At 38.5% G+C, this 25566-nt stretch carries 23 protein-coding genes and 1 rRNA gene; 23 read left to right on the top strand and 1 reads right to left on the bottom strand.

Annotation, left to right across the window (positions count from 1 at the left end):
- The 16 genes from rrf to AC4PG8_RS13675 form a co-directional block, all read left to right on the top strand.
- Positions 1-92, top strand: a 5S ribosomal RNA gene (gene rrf, locus AC4PG8_RS13750); the annotation flags it as partial.
- Between the two features lie 139 nt (positions 93-231).
- Positions 232-756: a DUF2179 domain-containing protein gene (locus AC4PG8_RS13745; RefSeq protein ID WP_003762861.1), complete on the top strand. Its 525-nt coding sequence runs from the start codon at positions 232-234 to the stop codon at positions 754-756.
- 212 nt (positions 757-968) lie between these two features.
- Positions 969-1457, top strand: coding sequence for a 5-(carboxyamino)imidazole ribonucleotide mutase (gene purE / locus AC4PG8_RS13740; protein ID WP_003762860.1), 489 nt, complete (start codon positions 969-971; stop codon positions 1455-1457).
- Positions 1450-2574 carry a 5-(carboxyamino)imidazole ribonucleotide synthase gene (gene purK / locus AC4PG8_RS13735; RefSeq protein WP_010991006.1) on the top strand — a complete coding sequence of 375 codons (1125 nt, stop codon included), beginning with the start codon at positions 1450-1452 and terminating at the stop codon, positions 2572-2574. The genes purE and purK overlap by 8 nt, the downstream gene beginning before the upstream one ends.
- An 18-nt stretch (positions 2575-2592) precedes the next feature.
- On the top strand, positions 2593-3885 hold the full coding sequence (gene purB, locus AC4PG8_RS13730; protein WP_185541348.1) for an adenylosuccinate lyase: 1293 nt from the start codon (positions 2593-2595) through the stop codon (positions 3883-3885).
- 80 nt (positions 3886-3965) lie between these two features.
- The gene (gene purC, locus AC4PG8_RS13725) at positions 3966-4679 is read left to right on the top strand and encodes a phosphoribosylaminoimidazolesuccinocarboxamide synthase (RefSeq protein WP_070751853.1); all 714 of its coding nucleotides are present in this window, start codon (positions 3966-3968) and stop codon (positions 4677-4679) included.
- 11 nt (positions 4680-4690) lie between these two features.
- Positions 4691-4936 carry a phosphoribosylformylglycinamidine synthase subunit PurS gene (gene purS, locus AC4PG8_RS13720; RefSeq protein WP_003722248.1) on the top strand — a complete coding sequence of 82 codons (246 nt, stop codon included), beginning with the start codon at positions 4691-4693 and terminating at the stop codon, positions 4934-4936.
- Between the two features lie 3 nt (positions 4937-4939).
- Positions 4940-5623, top strand: a complete 684-nt coding sequence (gene purQ, locus AC4PG8_RS13715) for a phosphoribosylformylglycinamidine synthase subunit PurQ (RefSeq protein WP_010991003.1) — start codon at positions 4940-4942, stop codon at positions 5621-5623.
- Positions 5616-7835, top strand: coding sequence for a phosphoribosylformylglycinamidine synthase subunit PurL (purL, locus tag AC4PG8_RS13710; protein WP_185541346.1), 2220 nt, complete (start codon positions 5616-5618; stop codon positions 7833-7835). The genes purQ and purL overlap by 8 nt, the downstream gene beginning before the upstream one ends.
- On the top strand, positions 7820-9247 hold the full coding sequence (gene purF, locus AC4PG8_RS13705; protein WP_003762854.1) for an amidophosphoribosyltransferase: 1428 nt from the start codon (positions 7820-7822) through the stop codon (positions 9245-9247). Before purL ends, purF begins: the two co-directional genes overlap by 16 nt.
- Before the next feature lie 18 nt (positions 9248-9265).
- Positions 9266-10312 carry a phosphoribosylformylglycinamidine cyclo-ligase gene (gene purM / locus AC4PG8_RS13700; RefSeq protein WP_185541344.1) on the top strand — a complete coding sequence of 349 codons (1047 nt, stop codon included), beginning with the start codon at positions 9266-9268 and terminating at the stop codon, positions 10310-10312.
- Positions 10309-10875 (top strand): phosphoribosylglycinamide formyltransferase, encoded by a 567-nt coding sequence (gene purN / locus AC4PG8_RS13695; protein WP_003762851.1) that lies wholly within the window; start codon positions 10309-10311, stop codon positions 10873-10875. Before purM ends, purN begins: the two co-directional genes overlap by 4 nt.
- A gap of 5 nt (positions 10876-10880) precedes the next feature.
- The gene (purH, locus tag AC4PG8_RS13690; RefSeq protein ID WP_185541342.1) at positions 10881-12410 is read left to right on the top strand and encodes a bifunctional phosphoribosylaminoimidazolecarboxamide formyltransferase/IMP cyclohydrolase; all 1530 of its coding nucleotides are present in this window, start codon (positions 10881-10883) and stop codon (positions 12408-12410) included.
- Positions 12411-12436: 26 nt separating this feature from the next.
- On the top strand, positions 12437-13699 hold the full coding sequence (gene purD, locus AC4PG8_RS13685) for a phosphoribosylamine--glycine ligase (protein ID WP_492170460.1): 1263 nt from the start codon (positions 12437-12439) through the stop codon (positions 13697-13699).
- A gap of 137 nt (positions 13700-13836) precedes the next feature.
- Positions 13837-14133, top strand: coding sequence for a YerC/YecD family TrpR-related protein (locus tag AC4PG8_RS13680; protein ID WP_003720075.1), 297 nt, complete (start codon positions 13837-13839; stop codon positions 14131-14133).
- An 18-nt stretch (positions 14134-14151) separates the two neighbouring features.
- Positions 14152-14406: a hypothetical protein gene (locus tag AC4PG8_RS13675; RefSeq protein ID WP_003722240.1), complete on the top strand. Its 255-nt coding sequence runs from the start codon at positions 14152-14154 to the stop codon at positions 14404-14406.
- Positions 14407-14448: 42 nt separating this feature from the next.
- Here the strand turns inward: AC4PG8_RS13675 and AC4PG8_RS13670 are convergent, their stop codons facing one another.
- Complete coding sequence (locus AC4PG8_RS13670) at positions 14449-15804, bottom strand: sodium-dependent transporter (protein ID WP_045554477.1); 1356 nt, start codon at positions 15802-15804, stop codon at positions 14449-14451.
- A 207-nt stretch (positions 15805-16011) separates the two neighbouring features.
- On the opposite strand from AC4PG8_RS13670, the gene pcrB reads away from it, so the two are divergent.
- The 7 genes from pcrB to gatB all read left to right on the top strand — a co-directional run bounded on the left by pcrB (position 16012) and on the right by gatB (position 25434).
- A complete protein-coding gene (gene pcrB, locus AC4PG8_RS13665; RefSeq protein WP_492170459.1) occupies positions 16012-16689 on the top strand; it encodes a heptaprenylglyceryl phosphate synthase in 678 nt (225 codons plus the stop codon).
- A 64-nt stretch (positions 16690-16753) separates the two neighbouring features.
- Positions 16754-18949: a DNA helicase PcrA gene (pcrA, locus tag AC4PG8_RS13660; RefSeq protein ID WP_492170461.1), complete on the top strand. Its 2196-nt coding sequence runs from the start codon at positions 16754-16756 to the stop codon at positions 18947-18949.
- Between the two features lie 23 nt (positions 18950-18972).
- Positions 18973-20988 (top strand): NAD-dependent DNA ligase LigA, encoded by a 2016-nt coding sequence (gene ligA / locus AC4PG8_RS13655; RefSeq protein WP_045552667.1) that lies wholly within the window; start codon positions 18973-18975, stop codon positions 20986-20988.
- Positions 20985-22100: a CamS family sex pheromone protein gene (locus tag AC4PG8_RS13650; protein ID WP_003762831.1), complete on the top strand. Its 1116-nt coding sequence runs from the start codon at positions 20985-20987 to the stop codon at positions 22098-22100. Before ligA ends, AC4PG8_RS13650 begins: the two co-directional genes overlap by 4 nt.
- 123 nt (positions 22101-22223) lie before the next feature.
- Positions 22224-22517 (top strand): Asp-tRNA(Asn)/Glu-tRNA(Gln) amidotransferase subunit GatC, encoded by a 294-nt coding sequence (gene gatC, locus AC4PG8_RS13645; protein ID WP_003762830.1) that lies wholly within the window; start codon positions 22224-22226, stop codon positions 22515-22517.
- 23 nt (positions 22518-22540) lie between these two features.
- The gene (gene gatA, locus AC4PG8_RS13640) at positions 22541-23992 is read left to right on the top strand and encodes an Asp-tRNA(Asn)/Glu-tRNA(Gln) amidotransferase subunit GatA (RefSeq protein WP_010990995.1); all 1452 of its coding nucleotides are present in this window, start codon (positions 22541-22543) and stop codon (positions 23990-23992) included.
- A gap of 11 nt (positions 23993-24003) precedes the next feature.
- Positions 24004-25434 carry an Asp-tRNA(Asn)/Glu-tRNA(Gln) amidotransferase subunit GatB gene (gene gatB / locus AC4PG8_RS13635; RefSeq protein ID WP_003762825.1) on the top strand — a complete coding sequence of 477 codons (1431 nt, stop codon included), beginning with the start codon at positions 24004-24006 and terminating at the stop codon, positions 25432-25434.
- Positions 25435-25566 lie beyond the last annotated feature (132 nt).

Here is a 25566-nt window from a genome sequence, read left to right as displayed (position 1 = left end):
ACACCCGTTCCCATCCCGAACACGGTAGTTAAGCTTCTCTGCGCCAATGGTAGTTGGGGGCTTCCCCCTGCGAGAGTAGGTCGCTGCCGGGCAATATTAAAAGTCCTAATTATTTAGGGCTTTTTTTGTTGAAGTGTTTCCTTTGTCAGCTATCTTATTGGATGTTATATTAGTAAAAGACCCTTAAATAGAATTTTTAATGGAGTTTTTTAGGTGGAGGGGTGTTTTTTAGTGGATAATGGTATATTTATAGTAGCTACAATCTTTGTTGTAAATATTTTGTATGTGACCATTTATACGGTAAGGTTGCTACTTACGATGAAAGGATATCGTTATTTAGCTGCACTTTCGAGTGTATTTGAGATGATTATTTATGTTGTTGCACTAAGTTTGGTATTAGATAATTTAAATAACATAGCGAATGTTTTAGCTTATGCAGTAGGTTTTGGCGTGGGTATTATTGTTGGAATGAAAATTGAAGAGCGAATTGCTTTAGGTTATATCACTGTAAATGTTATTACGAAAGAATATAATTTAGATTTGCCGAATCAAATTCGTGATTTAGGCTACGGGGTGACTAGCTGGCTTGCGAGTGGGCGTGATGGAGAGCGTATGATGCTTGAAATTTTGACTCAAAGAAAGAATGAACGAAAACTATATAAACAAATTATTGAAATTGATAATGGAGCATTTATTGTTTCATCTGAGCCAAAACAAATTCATGGCGGTTTTTGGATAAAACAAGTTAGAAAATAGGAAGAAGCTTACCAAGCATGGTAGCTTCTTTTTTTATTTATTTAGTGAAATGAGCTACATAATACCACTATTAGTAATAAAAAACAGTAAAACACGAACGTTAAGAAAACGTAACAATTAAATGTTCGATTTTTCGTTGACTTTTATGATAGCTATTGTTAGAATGAAGGAGTCGAAAGAGATTATGAAATTAAGAAGGAGTTGATCACGTAATGCCTGCGGAAATTGGTGTCATTATGGGGAGTACCTCAGATTGGGATACAATGAAAAAAGCATGTGATGTATTGGATGAACTTGAAATTGCTTATGAAAAAAAAGTCGTTTCTGCTCATCGTACACCAGATTTAATGTTTCAATATGCAGAACAAGCGCGGGAACGTGGTTTGAAAATTATTATTGCGGGCGCTGGAGGAGCGGCGCATTTGCCAGGTATGGTTGCTGCTAAAACAACTTTGCCTGTTATTGGTGTGCCAATTAAGTCAAAAGCGTTAAGCGGAATGGATTCTCTATTATCCATTGTACAAATGCCTGGTGGCGTTCCTGTTGCTACTGTTGCAATCGGTGAAAGTGGAGCAGTCAATGCGGGTCTTTTAGCAGCGCAAATTTTATCTATTACAAACGATGCAATTACTAACAGATTACAAAAAAGACGTGCTACACTAGAAGAAACAGTTCTAGAAAGTAGTGATTCTCTTGGATAAAAAATTTTTACTGACAAATAGTACAATTGGTATCATCGGTGGTGGACAATTAGGACGTATGCTAGCGATAGCTGCAAAAGCAATGGGTTACCGAATTATTGTTTTAGATCCTACAGCAGATTGTCCAGCTGCTCAAGTAAGCGATGAACAAATCGTAGCTGATTATGATGACAAAGTAGCTTTACGTGAACTTTCGGAAAAAGCAGATGTTGTGACATATGAATTTGAAAACATTGACTACGATGCGCTTAAAATGACACAAAACTTAGTATCTGTCCCACAAGGATCGGAATTACTTTCGATTACGCAAGACAGAATTTTAGAAAAGGCGTATTTAGAATCTGCTAACATTAATATTGCGCCATATGCTGTAATTGTTGATAAAGAAGAAATCGAAAGTGAGATAAGAAGTATTGGTTATCCGGCTGTCTTAAAAACAGCGCAAGGCGGATATGATGGAAAGGGACAAGTTGTTATTCACAGTGCAAGTGATATTGAGGATGCAGCACAATTGTTGCGTTACGGTTCTTGTGTGTTAGAAGCTTGGATTCCTTTTGAAAAAGAGATTTCTGTCATTGTTGCTCGTAACTTAAATGGACAAGTGGAAACATTCCCAGTAGCTGAAAATGTTCATGTAAACAATATTTTGCATACGACTATTGCGCCGGCCAAAGTGGCAGCGGATGTCTATGAAGAAGCGGAAGAAATTGCCAAAAAATTAGCCGATGTACTTCAATTATGTGGTGTTTTAGCTGTAGAAATGTTTGTGACTAGTTCTGGGGCGATTTATGTAAATGAACTTGCTCCAAGACCTCATAATTCAGGACATTTTACGATTGAGGCTTGTTCGATTTCTCAGTTCACACAGCATATTCGTGCGATAGTTGGCTTGCCGCTAGTAAAACCTGAGCTATTGAAACCAGCGTTAATGGTCAATATTTTAGGACAACATGTGGATGCAGTGAATGAACAAATGATAGATTACCCACATTGGTTTGTGCATTATTATGGTAAAAAAGAAGCTAAAATCAATCGCAAAATGGGTCATATAACTATCTTGACTGATGAACCAAAAGCGGTATTGAGTGATATAGAAGAAACGCAAATTTGGAAGTAACTGGAGGAATTAAAAAGGATGTTAGAACGTTATACTCGTAAAGAAATGGGCAATATTTGGACAGAACAAAATCGTTATCAAGCTTGGTTAGAAGTAGAAATTTTGGCTTGTGAAGCGTGGGCAGAGCTTGGTGATATTCCAAAAGAAGATGTAAAGAAAATTCGTGCGAATGCTAAGTTTGATGTCGACCGTATTCATGAAATCGAATTAGAAACTAGACATGATGTAGTAGCATTTACTCGTTCGGTATCTGAGTCTCTTGGTGAGGAACGTAAATGGGTGCATTATGGCTTAACTTCAACAGATGTAGTAGATACAGCCAATTCTTACTTACTAAAACAAGCAAATGAAATTTTAAGAAAAGACTTGGAGAATTTCATTGCGATTATTGGCGAAAAAGCGAAAGAACATAAATATACAGTAACGATGGGTCGTACGCACGGTGTTCACGCGGAGCCAACTACTTTTGGTTTAAAACTTGCTCTATGGTACGAGGAAATGAAACGTAATTTAGAACGTTTTAACTTTGCTGCTGATGGTGTAGAGTTCGGAAAGATTTCTGGAGCTGTTGGGACTTATGCTAACATTGATCCTTTTGTGGAAGCATATGTTTGTGAAAAATTAGGAACTACTCCAGCGCCGATTTCAACGCAAACATTGCAACGTGATCGTCATGCAGAATATCTTGCAACGCTTGCTTTAATTGCCACTTCTGTCGAAAAATTTGCTGTTGAAGTACGTGCACTACAAAAAAGTGAAGTACGCGAAGTAGAAGAATTCTTTGCAAAAGGGCAAAAAGGTTCATCCGCAATGCCGCATAAACGTAATCCAATTGGTTCTGAAAATGTAACAGGGTTAGCTCGCGTTATTCGTGGACATATGGTTACTGCTTATGAAAATGTACCACTTTGGCATGAACGTGATATTTCTCATAGTTCAGCGGAACGAATTATTTTACCAGATTCTACTATTTTATTAGATTATATTTTAAATCGTTTTGGTAATATTGTGAAAAACTTGACGGTATTCCCAGAAAATATGAAACGTAATATGGATAGAACTCTAGGATTAATTTATTCGCAACGTGTTCTACTTGCGCTGATTGATAAAGGCTTAGCTCGAGAAGTAGCCTATGATGTCGTACAACCAAGAGCAATGGAAGCTTGGGAAAAACAAGTACCATTCCGTGAATTAGTAGAACAAGATGCAACCATTACTGAAAATCTATCTGCAGAAGAAATTGCAGACTGCTTTGATTACAACTATCACCTGAAGAATGTCGACTTAATTTTTGATCGCTTAGGATTATAATTACGGACAGAATACAACCTAACCTCTTTGATATATGTTTTTTCAAAGAGGTTAAGTAATTTATAAGGAGATAAATTATCGTGACTAATGAACTGTTGTATGAAGGAAAAGCAAAACGACTTTTTAAAACAGATGAGGCTGGGGTCTTGCGTGTTGCATATAAGGATGATGCGACTGCTCTAAATGGTGTTCGAAAAGAATCTTTTACTGGTAAAGGCGAACTTAATAATCAGATTACATCACTTATTTTTTCTTATCTAGCAAAAGAAGGGATTTCGAGTCACTTTATTCGGGCGATTTCAGAAACGGAACAACTTGTTAAAGAAGTTTCGATTATTCCACTTGAAGTTGTTGTTCGTAATGTGATGGCTGGTAGTCTTGCGAAACGTCTTGGTAAAGAAGAAGGCGAGGAAATTCCAAATGCGATTGTGGAATTTTATTATAAAGATGATGCCTTAGATGATCCGTTTATTAATGATGATCATGTGCTTTATTTAGACATTGCGACAACAAATGAAATGGACGCGATTCGTCAGGCTGCTCGTTCGATTAATAAGGTGCTACAAGAATTATTCAATCAAATGAATATTACTCTCATTGATTTTAAATTAGAATTTGGTCGTGATGCAGCGGGAAATATTTTGCTGGCGGATGAAATTTCACCAGATACTTGCAGACTTTGGGATAAGGAAACAAATCAAAAGCTCGATAAGGATGTCTTTCGTCGGAATATTGGCAATTTAACAGATGTGTATACAGAAGTATTGAATAGATTAAAGCAAGTTCAAAACTAGGAGGCCACAAAATGTATAATGTCAAAGTTTATGTCACTTTAAAGAAAAGCGTATTAGATCCACAAGGGGTTGCAGTAAAAGACGCAGCGAAAAGCATGGGTTACGAAGAAGTAGAAGATGTCCGTATTGGTAAATTTATGGAATTAAAAGTAGCGAAGTCAGATAGAGATATTCATGAAGTGTTGAATGAAATGTGCGACAAACTGTTAACAAATCCGGTGATGGAAGATTACCGATATGAAATTGAGGAGGCTTAAACGATGAAATTTGCTGTCATTCAGTTCCCAGGTTCAAATTGTGACCTTGATATGCTACATGCGATTCGCGATTCTCTTGGTGAGGAGGCGGAATATGTTTGGCATGCGGAAACAAGTCTTGCAGGTTTTGATGCGGTATTACTTCCAGGTGGATTTTCTTATGGAGATTACTTGCGAACTGGTGCGATTGCGAAATTTTCAAGTATTATGCCAGAAGTTTTACGCTTTGCTGAAATGGGAAAACCAGTGCTTGGTGTGTGTAACGGATTTCAAATTTTAACAGAAATTGGTTTACTACCAGGAGCTTTAATTAGAAACAATAATTTACATTTTATTTGTAAGACGGTGCCGCTTCGTGTGGCGAATGCCGATACAATGTTTACTGGACTTTATGAAGAAGGCGAAATTATTCAAGTTCCAGTTGCTCACGGGGAAGGTAATTATTACTGTGATGATGAAACACTTTTAAAATTAAAAGACAATAATCAAATTGTGTTTACATATGATAGCGTGAACCCAAATGGAAGTCGTGCAGATATTGCTGGTATCGTTAATGAACGCGGGAATGTGCTTGGAATGATGCCACATCCTGAACGCGCGGTGGAAGATATTATTGGCGGCACTGATGGTTTAAGACTTTTCGAGTCCGTTGTAAAAGCTTGGAAGGAGGAACAAGTAAATGCCTAACATGGAGCCAACGACAAAAGAAATTAAAGAACAAAAGATTTATCAAGAAATGGGTTTAACGGATAGTGAATATGAGCTTGTTTGTTCCATTCTTGGACGCGAGCCTAATTATACTGAAACAGGTCTTTTCTCTGTTATGTGGTCAGAACATTGTAGCTATAAAAATTCTAAACCAGTACTTCGGAAATTTCCTACAGAAGGAAAACAAGTTTTGCAAGGACCGGGTGAAGGTGCTGGGATTGTTGATATTGGCGATGGTTTAGGTGTTGCTTTTAAAGTCGAAAGTCATAATCATCCATCATACGTGGAGCCGTACCAAGGAGCTGCAACTGGTGTCGGCGGAATTATTCGTGATGTTTTCTCGATGGGAGCTAGACCGATTGCAATGCTGAACTCGCTTCGTTTTGGTGAGCTAGATACTCCACATGCGAAGTACTTAGTTAGTGAAGTTGTTGCTGGGATTGCTGGATATGGTAATTCGATTGGGATTCCAACTGTTGGCGGCGAAATCCAATTTGATCCTTGTTACACAAAAAATCCATTAGTAAATGCGATGTGTGTTGGATTAATTGAAGCAAAAGATATTCAAAAAGGGCAAGCAAAAGGAATTGGCAACCCGGTGATGTATGTTGGCGCTAAAACTGGTCGTGACGGCATTCACGGTGCCACTTTTGCATCTGTAGAGTTTAGTGAAGAAGGCGAACAACAACGTTCTGCTGTACAGGTGGGCGATCCTTTTATGGAGAAATTGTTGCTTGAAGCTTGTTTAGATGTGATTCGTGATCATTCGGATATTTTAGTGGGAATTCAAGATATGGGAGCTGCTGGTCTCGTAAGTTCAAGTTCTGAAATGGCCTCAAAAGCGGGTGCTGGGCTAGAATTAATTATGGATGATGTGCCGCAACGTGAACTACATATGACGCCATACGAAATGTTGCTTTCTGAATCTCAAGAACGGATGCTTCTATGTGTGAAAAAAGGTCATGTAGAAGAAATCCAAGCTTTATTTGAGCGATATGGTTTAGAAGCAGTTGTCATTGGAAAAGTAACGGACGATAAAATGTATAAAATTATTCATCACGGTGAAGTGGTTGCGAATGTTCCTGTAGATGCGCTTGCAGAAGATGCGCCAGTTTATCATAAACCTTCGAAAGAACCAGCTCGTTATCAAGCTTTCCAAGAAGAGGATGCATTTGTGCCGGTTATTGATGATGTGATTGGTGTTTGGAAAGAGTTACTTGCTCAGCCAACAATTGCTAGTAAGCGACATATTTATGAACAATATGATTATCAAGTGCGCACAGACACAGCAGTTGTGCCCGGATCAGATGCGGCGATTGTTCGTGTGCGTGGAACCGAGAAGGCGATTGCGATGACAACTGACTGTAACTCGCGCTATTTGTATCTTGACCCAGAAGTAGGCGGAGCGATAGCGGTTGCGGAAGCGGCGCGCAATATCGTTTGTTCTGGCGGGAAGCCACTCGCGATTACAGATGGACTTAATTTTGGTAATCCTGAAAAACCTGAAATTTTTTGGGAAATTGAAAAAGCTGCTGATGGCATTAGTGCAGCTTGTCTAGAGCTTGATACGCCAGTCATTTCGGGAAATGTTTCGCTTTATAATGAAACAGATGGTACGGGGATTTATCCAACGCCGGTGATTGGGATGGTTGGTTTAGTAGAGGATTTGGCACACATTACGACACAAGATTTTAAAAATAGTGGCGATGTGATTTTCTTAATTGGTGAAACAAAAGCTGAATATAGTGGCTCAGAATTACAGAAATTACAACAAGGGAAAATTAGCGGACGTGCGCCAGAATTAGATTTAGCGACAGAGAAAAAATACCAACAATTACTTCTAACAGCGATTCAGGAAGGTCTAGTTGCTTCCAGTCACGATTTGGCAGAAGGCGGATTTGGTGTTGCCCTTGCGGAAGCGACATTTAAAGCAGGGCTTGGTGCGGATGTAGAAGTACCATTTGAGTTGAATCAACTATTCAGTGAATCACAATCACGTTTCTTAGTATCTGTAAAACCAGAAAATGAAGCAGCTTTTGCTAAATTAATGGAACTGAAAAAAGTATATCGACTTGGTGTAGTAACGGCAGATGAAACGATTCGCGTGAAACATAAAGAAGAGCTAGTAACTGCGAGTACATCTGATTTACGATCTATTTGGGAAGGGGCTATTCCATGCTTGCTGAAGTAAAAGGACTTAATGAAGAATGTGGTATTTTTGGTATTTGGGATCATCCTAATGCAGCGGAAATCACTTACTATGGGTTGCATAGTTTACAACATCGCGGTCAAGAAGGTGCCGGAATTGTTTCAACAGACGGAGAAACGTTAAAAGGGCATCGGAATCTAGGGCTTTTAGCAGATGTATTTAAGCACGGTGAACTAGACGATTTAAAAGGTAAGGCAGCAATTGGCCACGTTCGCTATGCGACAGCTGGTCAAAAAAACTTAGGAAATGTACAACCATTTTTATTTCATTTTCACAGTTCTTCTCTTGCACTTGCGCATAATGGGAATTTAGTGAATGCGAAGACTTTACGCCGCGAATTAGAAGAAGAAGGAGCTATCTTTCAAACAAGTTCGGACACGGAAGTATTAGCGCATTTAATTAAACGCAGCCATACTGGTGATTTTGTAGAAGATTTAAAAGTAGCTTTAAACAAGGTCAAAGGTGGCTTTGCATATATGCTGCTTACAGAAGATACAATGTACGCCGCGCTTGACCCAAATGGCTTTAGGCCGCTTTCGATTGGTCGAATTGGCGATTCTTATGTAGTTGCTTCTGAAACTTGTGCTTTTGAAACGGTTGGCGCTGAATTTGTCCGTGATGTGGAGCCAGGTGAACTGATTATTATTAATAATGACGGACTGCGGATTGAAAAATTTACGGAAAATGTGACGCATTCGATTTGTAGTATGGAATATATTTATTTTGCTCGTCCGGACTCTAATATTGCTGGAATTAATGTTCACTCAGCTAGAAAGCGTTCTGGGAAAAGACTTGCAAAAGAAGCATTTATTGATGCGGATGTAGTAACAGGTGTGCCGGATTCAAGTATTTCTGCGGCGATTGGGTATGCAGAAGAAGCCGGACTGCCGTACGAACTTGGTCTCATCAAAAATAGATATGTGGCAAGAACTTTTATTCAGCCATCGCAAGAACTTAGGGAACAAGGGGTTAGAATGAAGCTTTCTGCGGTGCGAGGAGTTGTGGAAGGTAAACGAGTTGTCATGATTGATGATTCCATCGTTCGCGGGACGACAAGTAAACGCATTGTCCAGCTTTTACGTGAAGCGGGCGCGGCGGAAGTTCATGTGAGAATTGCTTCTCCACCACTTGCTTATCCTTGTTTTTATGGAATTGATATTCAAACACGAAATGAATTGATTGCTTCTAATTATTCTGTTGATGAAATTTGCCGTATTATTGGCGCAGATTCTTTAGAGTATTTGAGTGAAGAAGGTTTAGTAGATTCCATTGGTAGACCTTATCCGAACGAACCTTATGGGGGACTTTGTATGGCTTATTTTAACGGGGATTATCCGACCCCTTTATACGATTATGAAGCAGAATATTTAGCGAGCTTAGAAGCAGAAAAATAATGAGGAGTGACAAATCGAATGGCAGAGAATGCATATAGTAAAGCAGGCGTGGACGTAGATGCTGGCTATCAAGTAGTCGAGCGCATCAAAAAGCATGTAGCTAGAACAGAGCGGATGGGCGCAATGGGTGCCCTTGGTTCTTTTGGCGGAATGTTTGACTTAAGTAGTTTGAATTTAAAAGAACCCGTTCTTGTTTCTGGTACAGATGGTGTTGGAACAAAATTGCTTTTGGCTATTGAAGCAGATAAGCATGATACGATTGGGATTGACTGCGTGGCAATGTGCGTGAATGACATTTTAGCTCAAGGTGCCGAGCCATTATTTTTCTTAGATTATATCGCAACAGGGAAGACAGATCCTGTTAAAATGGAACAAATTGTTAAAGGGGTAGCTGATGGTTGTGAACAAGCTGGTGCTGCTTTAATTGGCGGGGAAACTGCTGAAATGCCCGATATGTACGGGGCAGATGATTATGATTTAGCAGGTTTTACTGTCGGAGCTGTCGAGAAAAAGAAACTGATTACAGAAGGTGCAGTCAAAGCCGGAGATACTCTCATTGGTATTCCATCGAGCGGAATTCATAGTAATGGTTACTCACTAGTCCGAAAAATTTTCTTTAAAGACAATGACTTTAAGTTAAATGAAGCGTTCACGGAACTAGATGTGCCACTTGTGGAAGAGTTACTTAAGCCGACACGTATTTATGTGAAGCCAGTTTTAGAAGTTTTAAAAGCAGTGGATGTTCGCGGTATTACTCATGTGACAGGTGGCGGATTTGTAGAGAATTTACCACGAATGTTAACAAATGATTTAGCTGTTAAAGTGGAGCTTGGTTCGTGGCCGGTTCTTCCAATTTTTGACTTAATGAAAAAATACGGTCAATTGAGCGAACTTGAAATGTATGAGATTTTCAATATGGGTATCGGAATGGTTTTGGCAGTTGCGAAAGAGGATGTCGAAAAAACATTAGAAGTACTCGTTCAAAACGGGGAAGCGGCTTATGTTATTGGAGAAGTAACAACGCGTTCTGATGATGCCGTTATTTTCGGAGGCGCAAAAGGATGAATATAGCTATTTTTGCTTCTGGTAATGGCTCGAATTTTCAAGCTTTAGTAGATGATGAGCTTATTAAGCCTCATGTGAAGCTACTTGTCTGTGATAAACCAAATGCCTATGTTGTAGAACGCGCAAACAAGCAAAATATTCCGGTTTTCCTGTTTGATGTGAAAAATTATCCGGATAAAGAGGCTTTTGAAACCGAAATTTTATTAGAACTGCGCGGTTTGGAAATTGATTTATTAGTGCTTGCGGGTTATATGCGCTTGATAGGGCCTACGTTACTTGCGGAATTCCCTGAGCAAATTGTTAACTTGCATCCGTCGTTATTACCTGCATTCAAAGGGAAAGATGCGATTGGTCAAGCTATCGAAGCGAAAGTATCAGAAACCGGTGTTACAGCTCATTTTGTGGATGCCGGGATGGATACAGGACCAATGATTGACCAGGTCAAAGTAGTGGTAGCTAAAACAGAAACAGCAGATAGTTTAGCTGAAAAAATTCATCAAGTAGAACATATTTTTTATCCAAAAGTGATTCGAGGATTAATTCAAAATGGAGGGAACGATTAATTATCATGAAAAGAGCGCTTATAAGTGTATCAGATAAAAACGGCATCGTGCCATTTGCAGAAAAATTAGTAGAACTTGGTGTAGAAATTATTTCAACTGGTGGAACAAAAGCAGCATTTGAACAAGCTGGCGTACCGGTTACGGGAATTGAAGCAGTTACCGAATTTCCAGAAATGCTTGATGGCCGAGTAAAAACGCTTCATCCAGCTATTCATGGTGGTTTGCTTGCAAGACGTGATACGGCGGAACATATGGAAGCAATTGCTGCACATGATATTAAGCCAATTGATTTAGTCATTGTTAATTTGTATCCTTTCCAAGAAACGATTCAAAAACCTGGTGTTACTTTAGAAGAAGCGATTGAAAACATTGATATTGGCGGACCTTCAATGTTACGCTCTGCTGCGAAAAATTATGCGGCGGTAACTGTTGTGGTTGATACAGCGGACTACGATACAGTACTTACAGAACTACAAGAACACGGCGCAACTACTTTTGAAACGCGCCAACGTCTTGCTGCTAAAGTATTTCGGCACACAGCAGCTTATGATGCTTTAATTGCAGAGTACTTAACGGATGTTACCGGTGAAACTTTCCCAGAAAAAGTAACATTAACTTACAATCGAAAACAAGTTTTGCGTTACGGTGAAAATCCTCACCAAGATGCAGCTTTTTATACAGAACCACGTGCGGTTGAAAACTCGATTAGTGCTGCGAAACAGTTGCACGGTAAAGAGTTATCTTATAACAACATTCGCGATGCAGATGCAGCACTTAAAATTGCTAGTGAATTCAAAGAACCAGTGGCAGTTGCAGTAAAACACATGAATCCATGCGGAGTTGGCGTTGGTGAAACTATTGAAGAAGCTTATTTAAAAGCCTACGAAGCAGATGAAATATCTATTTTTGGTGGAATTGTTGCTTTAAATAAAGAAGTTGATGCGAAAACGGCAGAACATATGAGTAAAATTTTCTTAGAAATCATTATTGCACCAAGTTTTTCCGAAGCAGCTTTTGCGATTTTAGCGAAAAAGAAAAATATTCGTTTGTTAACAGTTCCATTTGCGGGTAATGTGGAAGGTTTTGAGAAAACATCTGTTAACGGTGGACTTCTTATCCAAGCGAACGACTCTCTTGTAGAAGATACAACAAGTTATGAAGTAGTGACAGAAAAACAACCAACCGACTCAGAAATGAAAGCTTTACTTGCTCAGTGGAAAATTGTCAAACATGTCAAATCAAACGCGATTGTTGTTGGCTCAGACAAACAAACGCTTGGAATTGGCGCTGGTCAAATGAATCGAATCGGCTCAGCATTGATTGCGATAGAACAAGCTGGTGAAAAAGCGAAAGGTGCTGTACTTGCTTCCGATGCCTTTTTCCCGATGGATGATACAGTTGAAGCTGCCGCAAAAGCAGGCATTACGGCGATTATACAACCTGGTGGATCGATCAAAGATAAAGAATCAATTGCAATGGCTGATAAATATGGAATTTCCATGGTTCTAACTCATGTACGCCATTTCAAACATTAATCCTCATAAAAAGGACGTGTCATTAAATGAATTTATTAGTAGTTGGTAGCGGCGGTCGAGAACATGCTATTAGTAAAAAATTACTAGAATCAAACAATGTCGAAAAAGTATATTGCGCTCCCGGAAATGACGGAATGCGTTTAGATGATATTCAATTAGTTGCTATTTCCGAAACAGATAAAGCTGGTTTGGTTGATTTTGCCAAGAAAGCAGACGTTTCCTTTGTCATCGTTGGACCTGAAGTACCTCTTTTAGAAGGGGTGGTAGATGCGTTTGAAGAAGCGGGAATCAAAGCTTTCGGACCAAAAGCAAATGCGGCTTTAATTGAAGGTAGTAAAGACTTCGCCAAGCAATTTATGGAGAAATATGCCATTCCCACTGCTGCCTCAAGAACTTTCACTGATTATGCGGAAGCTAAAGCATATTTGGATGAACGCGGTGTACCAATCGTTATTAAAGCAGACGGACTAGCCGCTGGAAAAGGTGTCACAGTAGCTTTAGAGATGGAAGAAGCTGTCCTTGCGTTAAAAGATATGATGTTAGAAGAAAAATTCGGTGACGCATCTCTCAAAGTCGTTATAGAGGACTTTTTAGCTGGCGAAGAGTTTTCCTTGATGGCTTTTGTAAACGGGGAAGAAGTGTATCCAATGGCGATTGCACAAGATCATAAACGTGCTTATGAAGGCGATAAAGGACCTAATACTGGTGGCATGGGTGCTTATTCACCAGTACCACATATTTCAGAAGATGTAGTGAATGAAGCTGTTGAAAAAATCCTTCGCCCCGCTGCAAAAGGAATGGTGCAAGAAGATCGCTACTTCCGCGGAATTCTTTATGCAGGTCTTATTTTAACGACAGATGGGCCAAAAGTAATTGAATTTAACGCGCGATTTGGTGATCCGGAAACACAAGTCGTATTGCCTCGTTTAGAAAGTGATTTTGCAGCACTTATAGCAGCTTTACTCAACAACGAAAAACCAGAAGTTCGCTTTAAAAAAGAAGGAATTACGCTCGGTGTCGTTTTAGCAAGTGCCGGTTACCCAGAACATTATGAAAAAGGAAATAAACTCACTGGCTTAAATGATATTAGAGAGGATGTCGCCATTTATCATGCGGGAACAAAACAAAATGAAAACGGGGAATTTGTCTCAAGTGGCGGCCGCGTTTTATTACTAGCAAAAGAAGCTGAAACCATGAGTGATGCCCGGACTTTACTGTATCCAGAAATGCAAAAACTAGATAATCCAAATTTCTTTTACCGAATGGATATTGGAACAAAGGCAGAATAATAAAAAGTACTATCTTTAAGCAAATTGCTTGGATAGTACTTTTTTTGTTTATTTCGTAAAGAGAAACGTTTGTGTTTTACGCGTTGGTACGTTAAAATATGAAAGTAGGATATATGAGATTATTTGGAGGTAAAGATATGCAAATAGAGAAGTTGCGTGGACAAGGATTGGATGAATTCTTCCAAGGGATTTTAACGCTCGAGAATTTAGAAGAATGTTATGCTTTTTTTGATGATGTTTGTACTGTGAACGAAATACAATCCATGGCTCAACGTTTCCAAGTAGCAAAAATGCTTCATGATGGAAAAACGTATAATGTGATTGAATCTGAGACAGGTGCAAGTACAGCAACAATTTCACGTGTAAAACGTTCACTTCATTATGGCAATGATATGTACGATGTCGTATTTTCAAGAATGACAAAGCCAGAATAAGATTGGTAGGGATTAATATTGAAAAAGTTTAATAGTAAAACCTATCAGATTGTAATCATCTCTATTCTTGCTCTTGCAGTTATTTATTTTGTGATTAATATGATTTCCACTGGAACTGGGCTTGATTTTTCTTTACTGTGGCACTGGGTCTTTATTATTTGTTTTATTTTCACGACGCTTGCTAATGTTAGAGAAAAACGAGCAATTGGAACGGCGATTGGCCTAAGTGGAATCCTGATTTGTGTGACAAGTATTGTACTGATGGCAATATAATAAAAGCAATCTCGCTAAGAAATTAGCGGATTGCTTTTTTTGTTAAAACAGAAAATCAATTAAACCGGTCGCTGAGAGAAAGACAAAAATAATCGCAATTGGTGCAATATATTTAATGAGAAAGAGCCAAATAATAAAAACCTTTTTGCCAAAATGGCTGCTTGATGTAAATTCTTTTAAAAGTAATTCACGAGGTAATCGGTAACCAACAAAAATAGCGATAAATAAAGCACCAACTGGCAAGATAATATTCGACACAAGATAATCGGCAGCATCAAAAATACTTAGTCCAAAAATCTGAACATCGCTCCAAACGCCGAAACTAAGTGCACTTGGAATCGCCATTAAAACAATCACAAGCCCCATCCAGAGACTCGCCTTTTTACGATTAACGCCCGCATTCATCAGCGGAGCAACTGTTGCTTCAAGCATGGAGAAGCTAGACGTTAGCGCGGCGAATAAGAATAAAATTAAGAAAATAATAAAGAACAACATACCAAACGGCATTTGATTAAATATCGAGGGTAAAATAACAAACAATAACCCCGGACCTGCATCTGGCGTAATGTTAAACGAAAATGCCGCTGGAAAAATAGCTAACCCAGCAAGTAACGAAACAAACACATTCATAAGCGAAACTGAAATCGCTGACTGCGGTAAACTAGTCGATTTGTTCAAATAAGAACTATACGTAACCATCACTGAAATCCCCACACTGAGTGAAAAGAAGGCCTGACCAAGTGTAATAAGGACTGTTTGAGCAGTAAAATGACTAAAATCTGGTCGTAAGAAAAATGCGACACCTTCCATTGCACCAGGTAGTGTCAAGGACCTGATAATTAACACTATAAATAAGATGAAAAGCGCGGGCATCATAAACTTGCTCATTTTTTCAATTCCGCTGACAACTCCGCGGCTAATAACGATCACATTGAGTAAAATAAAGAAAATTGTCGCACCAACCGAAATCCATGGGTTGGCTGTCGTCACTTGAAAATCATGGAGTAAAGTCGCTTGGTTTTCACCGGCAATTCCACCAGCGAGCGTTTTAATTAAATAAGTAATAATCCAACCGCCAACGACACTATAAAATGAAAATAAAATACTTGCGCCAACTACGCCTAATTTTCCAATTAAGTTCCATTTCGTTCCAGGTGCGAGCGTTTTATAAGCTTGAACCGCATCCCCACCAGAACCTCGTCCAATAACAAACTCAGCAATCAAAAGTGGCATGACTACAAGTAAGGTTAAAACTAAAAACAATAAGAAAAATGCGCCACCTCCTGCAGTTGCAGCCACATAAGGCAATTTCCAAATCGCGCCAATTCCTATTGCGGACCCAGCGGATGCTAAAATAAATCCGACTTTTGAGCCCCATTCTTCTCTGTTTTCTTGCATAATATCCCCATTTCCTTTTTTCTATGTCAATACTCTAGAAGTCATAATAAAATCAAATTTTCCTCATCATACCATAAAATAAAAGCTATCCCAACAAGAAGTCGTAAAAAAAGCTTAAAAAAAGTTAAAATTTCCTATTGTAAGGGTGCGATGAAATGTAACTAATGCTATAATAAGATATCCCATTATAGAGAATTGGAGGAGCATATGAAGCATTTATTCAAGTTAGACCCAGCAAAGAATTTACCTCGTAATAGTGTCACAAAGCTCATTCATTCTGGAACCGATGGATTTATCATTGGTGGGACAGATAATTTAGAAATAGAAGCAGTCGAAAATCTGTATGAATTATTAGCTGAAACAGATTTGCCGATTTTCCTTGAAGTAAGCGATGAATCCATGATTTTACCGGAAGCAGAACATTTTTTAATTCCTGTTGTATTAAATACGGAAAATAGTAAATGGACGCACGGTTTACACAAAGAGTTAATCAAGGAACTAGGGGATTTTATTCCTTGGAAGCGAATCACATCAGAAGGTTATGTTATTTTAAATAAAGACGCAAAAGTTGCCCAGTTAACAGAAGCGAAAACAGACTTAACGAATGAAGATATTATTGCTTATGCGCGATTAGCAGAGAATATATTTCGTCTGCCGATTTTTTATGTCGAATATAGCGGGATGTACGGCGATCCAGAAGCAGTAAGAAAAGTAAGTGAAGTTTTAAGCGACACCGAGTTTTGGTATGGTGGCGGAATCCGTTCCAAAGAACAAGCTGCTGAAATGGCGAAGTACGCGGATACGATTATTGTGGGCAATATTATTTATGAGGATTTAGAAAAAGCACTAGAAACCGCAACTATTTTTAGGAAGAAAACGGTTTGATTATAAAGTGTAGTATGATAAAATAAGAACAAATGTTTGTATGGTGGTGTATAGGAGAATGCAATTGAATGCAAAAGAATTAGTTGACGGATTAAACCCAGAACAACGAAAAGCAGTAGAAAGTACAGAAGGACCTTTATTAATTATGGCTGGTGCAGGGAGTGGTAAAACACGTGTTTTAACCCATCGCATAGCTTATTTAGTAAGAGAACGTGGCGTAAATCCTTATAATATTTTAGCGATTACGTTTACTAATAAAGCAGCGCGTGAAATGAAATCCCGGATTGGTAATTTAATGGGCGGAGAAGCGGAATCAATTTGGATTTCCACTTTTCACTCCATGTGCGTAAGAATTTTACGTCGTGATATAGACCGGATTGGCTACGAACGCAATTTTACTATTTTAGATGGAAGTGACCAATTATCGGTTATTAAAGGCATTTTAAAAGAAAAAAATGTCGACCCTAAGAAGTTTGAGCCACGAGGTATTTTGGCTTCTATTAGCAATGCAAAAAACGAACTTATAACTGCAAGCGAATATATAAAAGAAGCAAGTGGTTTCTACGATAAAATGGTCGGCGAAGTCTATGAAAAATATGAAAAGAAACTGAAGAAAAATCAAGCGCTCGATTTTGATGATTTAATTATGGTGACGATTCAATTATTTGAGCGTGTTCCAGATGTTTTAGAATACTATCAGCGCAAGTTTCAATACATTCACGTGGATGAGTACCAAGATACCAACCACGCGCAGTACTTACTTGTAAAACTACTTGCCTCTAGATTTAAGAATTTATGTGTCGTTGGTGACTCTGACCAATCAATCTACGGCTGGCGCGGGGCAGATATTAGTAATATTATGTCTTTCGAAAAAGATTACCCGAGCGCCAAAACCATTTTGCTAGAAGAGAATTACCGTTCGACCAAACGTATTTTAGAAGCGGCGAACCGTGTAATCGAAAATAACGGCAATCGTAAACCAAAAAATCTTTGGACTAGTAATGCGGAAGGGAAGAAGATTTTTTACCACAAGGCGTTAACTGAGAAAGAAGAAGCGGCTTACGTCGTTATGAAAATTCAAGAAGAAGTAAATAATTCGAATCGTCCTCTTTCTGATTTTGCGATTCTTTATAGAACCAATGCCCAGTCCCGTGTAATGGAAGAATATTTCATGAAGTCAAATATGGCTTACACAATGGTCGGTGGTACGAAATTCTATGACAGAAAAGAAATTAAAGACATTTTGGCTTATTTACGACTTATTAGTAATAATGAAGATGATATTAGTCTGACACGTATCATCAACGTACCAAAACGCGGAGTTGGACCAGGCACATTAGAAAAACTAAACAATGTTGCCGCAGCTTACGATTTAAGTTTGTTTGAAGTACTTAATCGCATTGAATTAGCCGGGATTTCTGCTAAAATAAGCAAAGATTTAGTTGCTTTCCATGATTTGGTTCGCGGATTCACCCAAATGCAAGATTTCCTATCTGTAACTGAACTTGTAGAAGAAATTCTCGAAAAAACAGGTTACCGAGCAATGCTGAAAAACGAACGAACTATTGAAGCTCAAACTCGCTTAGAAAATATCGATGAGTTTTTATCAGTTACACAAAACTTTGAAAAAGAAAATGACGATAAAACATTACTCGCATTTTTAACGGATTTAGCACTGGTTGCTGACGTCGATAAGTTAGAAGAAGATAATGAAGAACAAAACGGTGCGGTGACACTGATGACGCTTCACTCTGCCAAAGGGCTAGAATTCCCAGTTGTCTTTTTAGTTGGGATGGAAGAAGGAATTTTCCCACATTCTAGAGCCATTTATGAAGAAGAAGAAATGGAAGAAGAACGCCGCCTTGCTTACGTTGGTATCACTCGTGCAGAAGAAGAACTTTTCCTAACGAGCGCGTATTCCCGGATGCTTTATGGTCGTCCATCATCCAACCAAGAATCTCGCTTTATTGGGGAAATTCCTCGTGACTTACTAGAATTAGGTAATGCAAATAAATTAACAGCTGATAAACCGTATGCCAAACCGCGCATGCCGCAAAAAGCAACTACTGCCTATAAATCTTCTGGAGCGGAAACACTCGGTTGGACAGTCGGCGATAAAGCTAGTCATAAGAAATGGGGCGTAGGAACAGTCGTAAGTGTCAAAGGCGAAGGTAGCGGAATGGAACTTGATATTGCATTCCCAAGCCCAACTGGAGTCAAACGATTGCTCGCAGAATTTGCGCCAATTGAAAAAGTATAAATTTGGAAAAAGCAGGTGAAGAAATGGCTGATAAAAAACGGTATGAAGAACTAATAAACATACTTGATCAATACAGCTATGATTATTATGTAATTGATAATCCAACAGTAGAAGATGCCGAATACGATCAAAAGATGCAAGAACTACTTAAAATAGAAGAAGCGCATCCAGAATGGGTTACACCTGAATCCCCGTCGAAACGAGTAGGCGGAGAAGTTTTAGAAGGTTTTAAAAAAGTAGAACATGACACACCAATGTTAAGCTTGGCCAATGCATTTAATCGTGATGACTTGGCTGATTTTGACCGCCGTATCCGCGATAAAGTTGGTGATGATATTAGTTATATGTGCGAACTGAAAATTGACGGGCTAGCCGTATCACTTCAATACGAAAATGGTAAGTATAAACAAGGTGCTACGCGAGGTGATGGAACAGTTGGTGAAGACATTACTGCTAATTTACGCACGATTCGTTCTATCCCAATGAAACTGAAAAAAGCTTATTCCATTGAAGTCCGCGGTGAAGCTTTTATGCCAAAACGTTCCTTCCAAAAATTAAATGAAATACGCGAAGAAGAAGGCCAGATGTTATTTGCAAATCCGCGAAATGCAGCGGCTGGCTCACTTCGTCAATTAGATACAAAAATTGCTGCATCTAGAAACCTTGATATTTTCCTTTATGCAGTAGCTGATTTTGGTGAAATGGGTGTTGAAACACATAGCGCGGGCTTAGATATGCTTGAAACACTAGGCCTTAAAGTCAATAAAGAGCGTAGACTTTGCAGTAATTTAGAGGAAGTATATGCTTACATTGACGAGTGGACGGAAAAACGAGCTGGTTTAGCTTACGATATTGATGGTATCGTTTTAAAATTAAATAATTTAGAACAACAACGCCAAATGGGGACAACAGTTAAATCACCACGATGGTCAATTGCTTATAAATTTCCTGCAGAAGAAGTACCAACTAAACTGCTGGATATTGAATTAAACGTTGGCAGAACTGGCGTAATAACTCCCACAGCGGTGTTAGAACCAGTAAGAGTTGCAGGAACTACAGTTAGCCGTGCGTCACTTCATAACGAAGACTTAATTACAGAAAAAGATATTCGCATTGGCGATACCGTTTTAATTAAAAAAGCAGGCGATATTATTCCTGAAGTGATTAAGAGCATTACCGAAGAACGTAACGGTAGTGAAGAACCTTTCCGTATGCCAAAAAACTGTCCAACCTGTGATAGTGAACTTGTTCGCTTAGAAGAAGAAGTAGCACTAAGATGTATTAATCCTAAGTGTCCAGCTCAAATTAAAGAGGGGCTTATCCATTTTGTTTCAAGAAATGCGATGAATATCGATGGCCTTGGAGAAAAAGTTATTATTCAGCTATTTTCAATGCATTTAATTAAAGATGTTGCAGATTTGTTTTTCCTTTCGAAAGAGAAACTGTTAGAATTAGAAAGAATGGGTGAGAAATCAGTAACCAATTTACTGGCATCCATCGAAGCAAGTAAACAAAATTCGCTTGAAAAATTACTTTTTGGTTTGGGAATCCGCCATGTTGGTGCTAAAGCAGCCAAATCGCTTGCAGTTCATTTTGAAACAATGGATAATTTGAAAATAGCAGACAAAGAAACACTGACAAGTATTAATGACATTGGGGAAAAAATGGCAGATAGCATTGTGACTTATTTTGCGAATGAAGAAGTACATGATTTACTGGAAGAACTAAAAAGGGCTGGCGTCAATATGACCTATACAGGGCCAAAACTAGAAAACATGTCCGAAGAGGAGCTTGTTTTTGCAGGGAAAACAGTTGTTTTAACTGGAAAACTGGAAAAATTAACACGAAACGATGCAAAAGCATTAATCGAATCACTCGGGGGAAATGTTTCTGGAAGCGTCAGTAAGAAAACGGATGTTGTTGTAGCTGGCAGTGATGCTGGTTCTAAACTAGCCAAAGCTGAAGAACTAGCAATTCCTATTTGGTCCGAAGAAGACTTAATAGAGTACTTACCAGACGAAGGTGGATTAAACGAATGAAAAAACTCATAATTGCAGCGCTCGGTTTAACGCTTATTCTCTCTGGCTGTGCCCCGAAACTCGACTCAAACGATAAAGTGGTACAAAAAGATGATAAAAAAGCAGAAACGGGCATCATGACAAAAAATCAAATTTCATCCAATTATTACAAAACGGTATTACCGTACAAAGCAAGTAAATCTCGTGGACTTGTAGTATCGAATATTTACTCAAGATATGATATTAACGAGTTAGAATCTGGTTTAATGCGAGTTTCCCAAAATAAATATTCGCCAGACAATTATCTTTTCCAAGAGGGGCAGTATTTGGACAAGGAAACACTAGAAAAATGGTTAGACCGGAAAAGTGAAAAAAATCCTAATGGTTTAAATCCAGAAAGTAATGGCGACGGAAAAGATCGTAAGCCAATTTATTTAGCTCACATTTTAGAACAAGATTATTTAAAACAAACAGATAAAGATACTGTAGCGCTTGGTGGGATTTCAATCGCGCTGGCAATGAATTCAGTTGATTACTATCAAAAAGAACAATATGGCGACACTTTTGAACAAGAAATCAGTGACAGCGATTTACTAGCACAAGGTAAAGAAATGTCTGGTACTGTATTGAACCGAATTCGCCAAACAAAAGGGTTAGAAAATGTTCCAGTTACGATTGCTATTTATAAACAAGGTCCACGTGATGCTGTAGCTCCAGGTAATTTTCTTACTTATGCAACAGCAAACGGTGACAGCTTATCCAGTTGGAAAGACGTGGAAGAAAAAAATTACGTTTTACCTTCCACTGAATCTGCAAAAGATCACAAAACTGACAATGATAATTTCCTGAACTTCAAAAAAGCTATTGAAGATTACTACCCGAACTTTACAGGTGTAGTTGGTCGCGCTAGATATGAAGACGGGCAATTAGCAGAACTTAGTATTGATATTCCATTGCAATTTTATGGGCAAGCGGAAATTATTGGCTTTACACAATATGTAACAGATTTAGTAGGACAACATATTCCTAAAACAGCTGATTTACAAGTCAATATTTCTACATCAGACGGTCCAGCTGCATTAATTACTAGAAAAGCAAATGAAGACGCAGCTACTGCTCACATTTATGATTAATAAAAAACAATGCGAATTGTTCTTTCCTGTTGTATAATTATGCAGGAGAGGACAGTTCTTCCCATTTAGCAAGGCGGGAAGCACTACCGCATAGAAAGTACCACTAAAAAGGAGGATGGCATTTTGTCAAATATATCCAAAGAAACAGTAGAAAAAGTAGCAAATCTTGCCAAACTAGAAGTATCAGAAACAGAAGCAACTGCTTTTGCTGGTCAGCTTGGTAAAATTATTGAGCTAGTGGAGCAATTAAATACACTAGATACAAACAATGTAGAGCCAACAAGCCATGCAATCGATGTATCGAATGTGTTACGTGAAGACGTAGCAACGAAAGGCCTTGATCGTAAAGAAGTACTGAAAAATGCGCCGGATCAACAAGACGGCATGTTCAAAGTACCAACAATAATGGAACAATAAACACGCTAAGGAGGGAAAATATTTTGGGCTTATTTGATTTTTCAGTAAAAGAATTACATGATAAATTAGTAAAAAAAGAAATCACACCTTTTGATTTAGTAACAGAATCATTTAACCGTATTGAAGCAGTAGAGGATAAAGTCGGTTCATTTATTACTTTAAACAAAGAAACAGCTCTTGGTGTAGCAGAAGAGCTTGGTGATGCAGGAATTGATCCAAACAATATGCTGGCTGGTCTTCCTATCGGTATTAAAGATAATATCGTAACTAAAAACTTACGTACAACAGCAGCAAGCAAAATTTTAGAAAACTTCGATCCAATTTATGATGCGACGGTTGTTTCTAAATTAAAAAACGCGCAAACGATTAATATCGGAAAATTAAATATGGATGAATTCGCGATGGGTTCTTCTACAGAAACATCTTACTTCCATAAAACACATAACCCATGGGATTTATCAAGAGTTCCTGGTGGCTCTTCAGGTGGTAGCGCATCCGCAGTTGCAGCAGGCGAAGTATTGTTTTCGCTTGGTAGTGACACTGGTGGATCGATTCGCCAACCAGCAGCTTTTTGTGGGGTAGTCGGAATGAAACCTACATATGGCCGTGTATCTCGTTTTGGTTTAATTGCCTTTGCGTCTTCTTTAGACCAAATCGGCCCAATTACAAAAAATGTAGAAGATAACGCTTATTTATTAGAAGCGATTTCTGGTTTAGATGCAAATGATTCTACATCGATTAACCAACCAGTAGAACGTTTCTCAGATAGCTTAACAGGTGATATTAAAGGCTTACGCATCGGTGTTCCAAAAGAATACCTTGGTGAAGGTGTGGATCCTGGTGTCAAACAAGCTGTGTTAGATGCACTTAAAACACTCGAAAAACTTGGCGCTACTTGGGATGAAGTTTCTTTACCTCATTCTGAATACGGTGTAGCAAGTTATTACATTTTAGCATCCAGTGAAGCTTCTTCTAACCTTTCTCGTTTTGACGGCGTTCGTTACGGATACCGTTCTCCAAACGCGACTACTTTAGAAGAACTTTATACAAAAACACGTTCTGAAGGTTTTGGTGATGAAGTAAAACGTCGTATTATGCTTGGAACATACGCATTAAGTTCTGGTTATTACGATGCTTACTACAAAAAAGCACAACAAGCACGTACGTTAATTAAACAAGACTTCGTTGATGTGTTTAAAAATTATGATGTCATTATTGGCCCAAGTTCCCCGACAACTGCATTTAAAATTGACGGAATGATTAATGATCCAATTACAATGTATTCCAATGATATTTTAACTGTTCCAATTAACTTAGCAGGCGTACCAGCTATTTCTGTTCCTTGTGGATTTTCAGAAGGATTACCGGTAGGATTACAAATTATCGGTAACTACTTTGAAGAATCATTACTATACAAAGTAGCGCACGCATTTGAACAAGAAACAACATTCCATAAAGAAAAACCAAACTTATAGGAGGCGTAGCAATGAATTTTGAAACAGTTATTGGACTTGAGGTTCACGTAGAGTTAAAAACCAATTCAAAAATATTTTCTTCTGCGCCAGCTCATTTTGGAGCAGAACCAAATACAAATACAACCGTGGTAGACTTAGGAATGCCAGGTGTTTTACCAGTTTTAAATAAACGTGCTGTCGAATATGGTATGAAAGCTGCAATGGCGATTAACTGCGAAATTGCTGAGCATACAAAATTTGACCGTAAAAACTATTTTTATCCTGATAATCCGAAAGCATACCAAATTTCTCAATTCGATAAACCAATTGGCGAACATGGCTGGATTGAAATCGAAGTTGGGGGCAAAAAGAAAAAAATCGGTATCACTCGTCTTCATTTAGAAGAAGATGCAGGGAAAAACACGCATACATCGCATGGTTATTCTTTAGTGGATATTAACCGTCAAGGAACACCACTTATCGAAATCGTTTCTGAACCAGATATTCGTTCTGCTGAAGAGGCATACGCTTACTTAGAAAAATTAAAATCTATCATTCAATACACTGGCGTATCCGATGTGAAAATGGAAGAAGGTTCGATGCGCTGTGACGCCAACATTTCTATCCGTCCAATCGGGCAAGAAGAATTTGGCGTAAAAACAGAACTTAAAAACCTAAACTCCTTTAACAACGTGCGTAAAGGTATCGAATACGAAGAAAAACGCCAAGCAGAAGTACTTAAGTCCGGCGGTATTATCGAACAAGAAACACGTCGTTTTGAAGAAGCAACGGGTAAAACTTCCTTGATGCGTATCAAAGAAGGTTCGGATGATTATCGTTATTTCCCAGAGCCAGACTTAGTAGATTTATTTATTGATGATGCTTGGAAAGAACGTATTCGTGCTGAAATTCCAGAACTTCCAGATAAACGTCAAATCCGTTATATCAATGATCTTGGTTTACCAGCATACGATGCGATGGTTCTTACGCTTACAAAAGAAATGTCTGATTTCTTTGAAGCAACTCTTGCAGCTGGAGCAGACGCTAAACAAGCATCTAACTGGCTGATGGGTGAAGTTTCTGCTTACTTAAATGCAGAACAAAAAGAACTTCACGACACAGGATTAACACCAGAAAATTTAGCAGGAATGATTAAATTAATCGAAGCTGGAACTATTTCCTCTAAAATCGCCAAAAAAGTTTTCCGTGAATTAGCACAAAACGGTGGCGATGCAGAGCAAGTTGTAAAAGATAAAGGACTTGTTCAAATTTCCGATGAAGGAGCTTTACGTACTATCATTGGAGAAATTTTAGATAACAACGAACAATCTATTATCGATTACAAAAATGGGAAAGATCGTGCAGTTGGTTTCCTTGTAGGCCAAGTTATGAAAGCAACAAAAGGCCAAGCAAACCCACCAATGGTTAATAAAATTTTACTAGAAGAAATGAACAAACGTTAATTTTTAGGCAGTGAGGCATTTCGCTTCACTGCTTTATTTATTAGGAATTTATAGCGAAATTTGCTATAATGTTACTATCATGTGTCAAAACGCGCTTTTCTTTTGAACAACGCTGTTTGAGTGAAGGAGAGG

This window comes from Listeria sp. MAN/IMW/UF555 (assembly GCF_058684075.1).
This window is presented reverse-complemented; position numbering and strand designations above follow the sequence as displayed.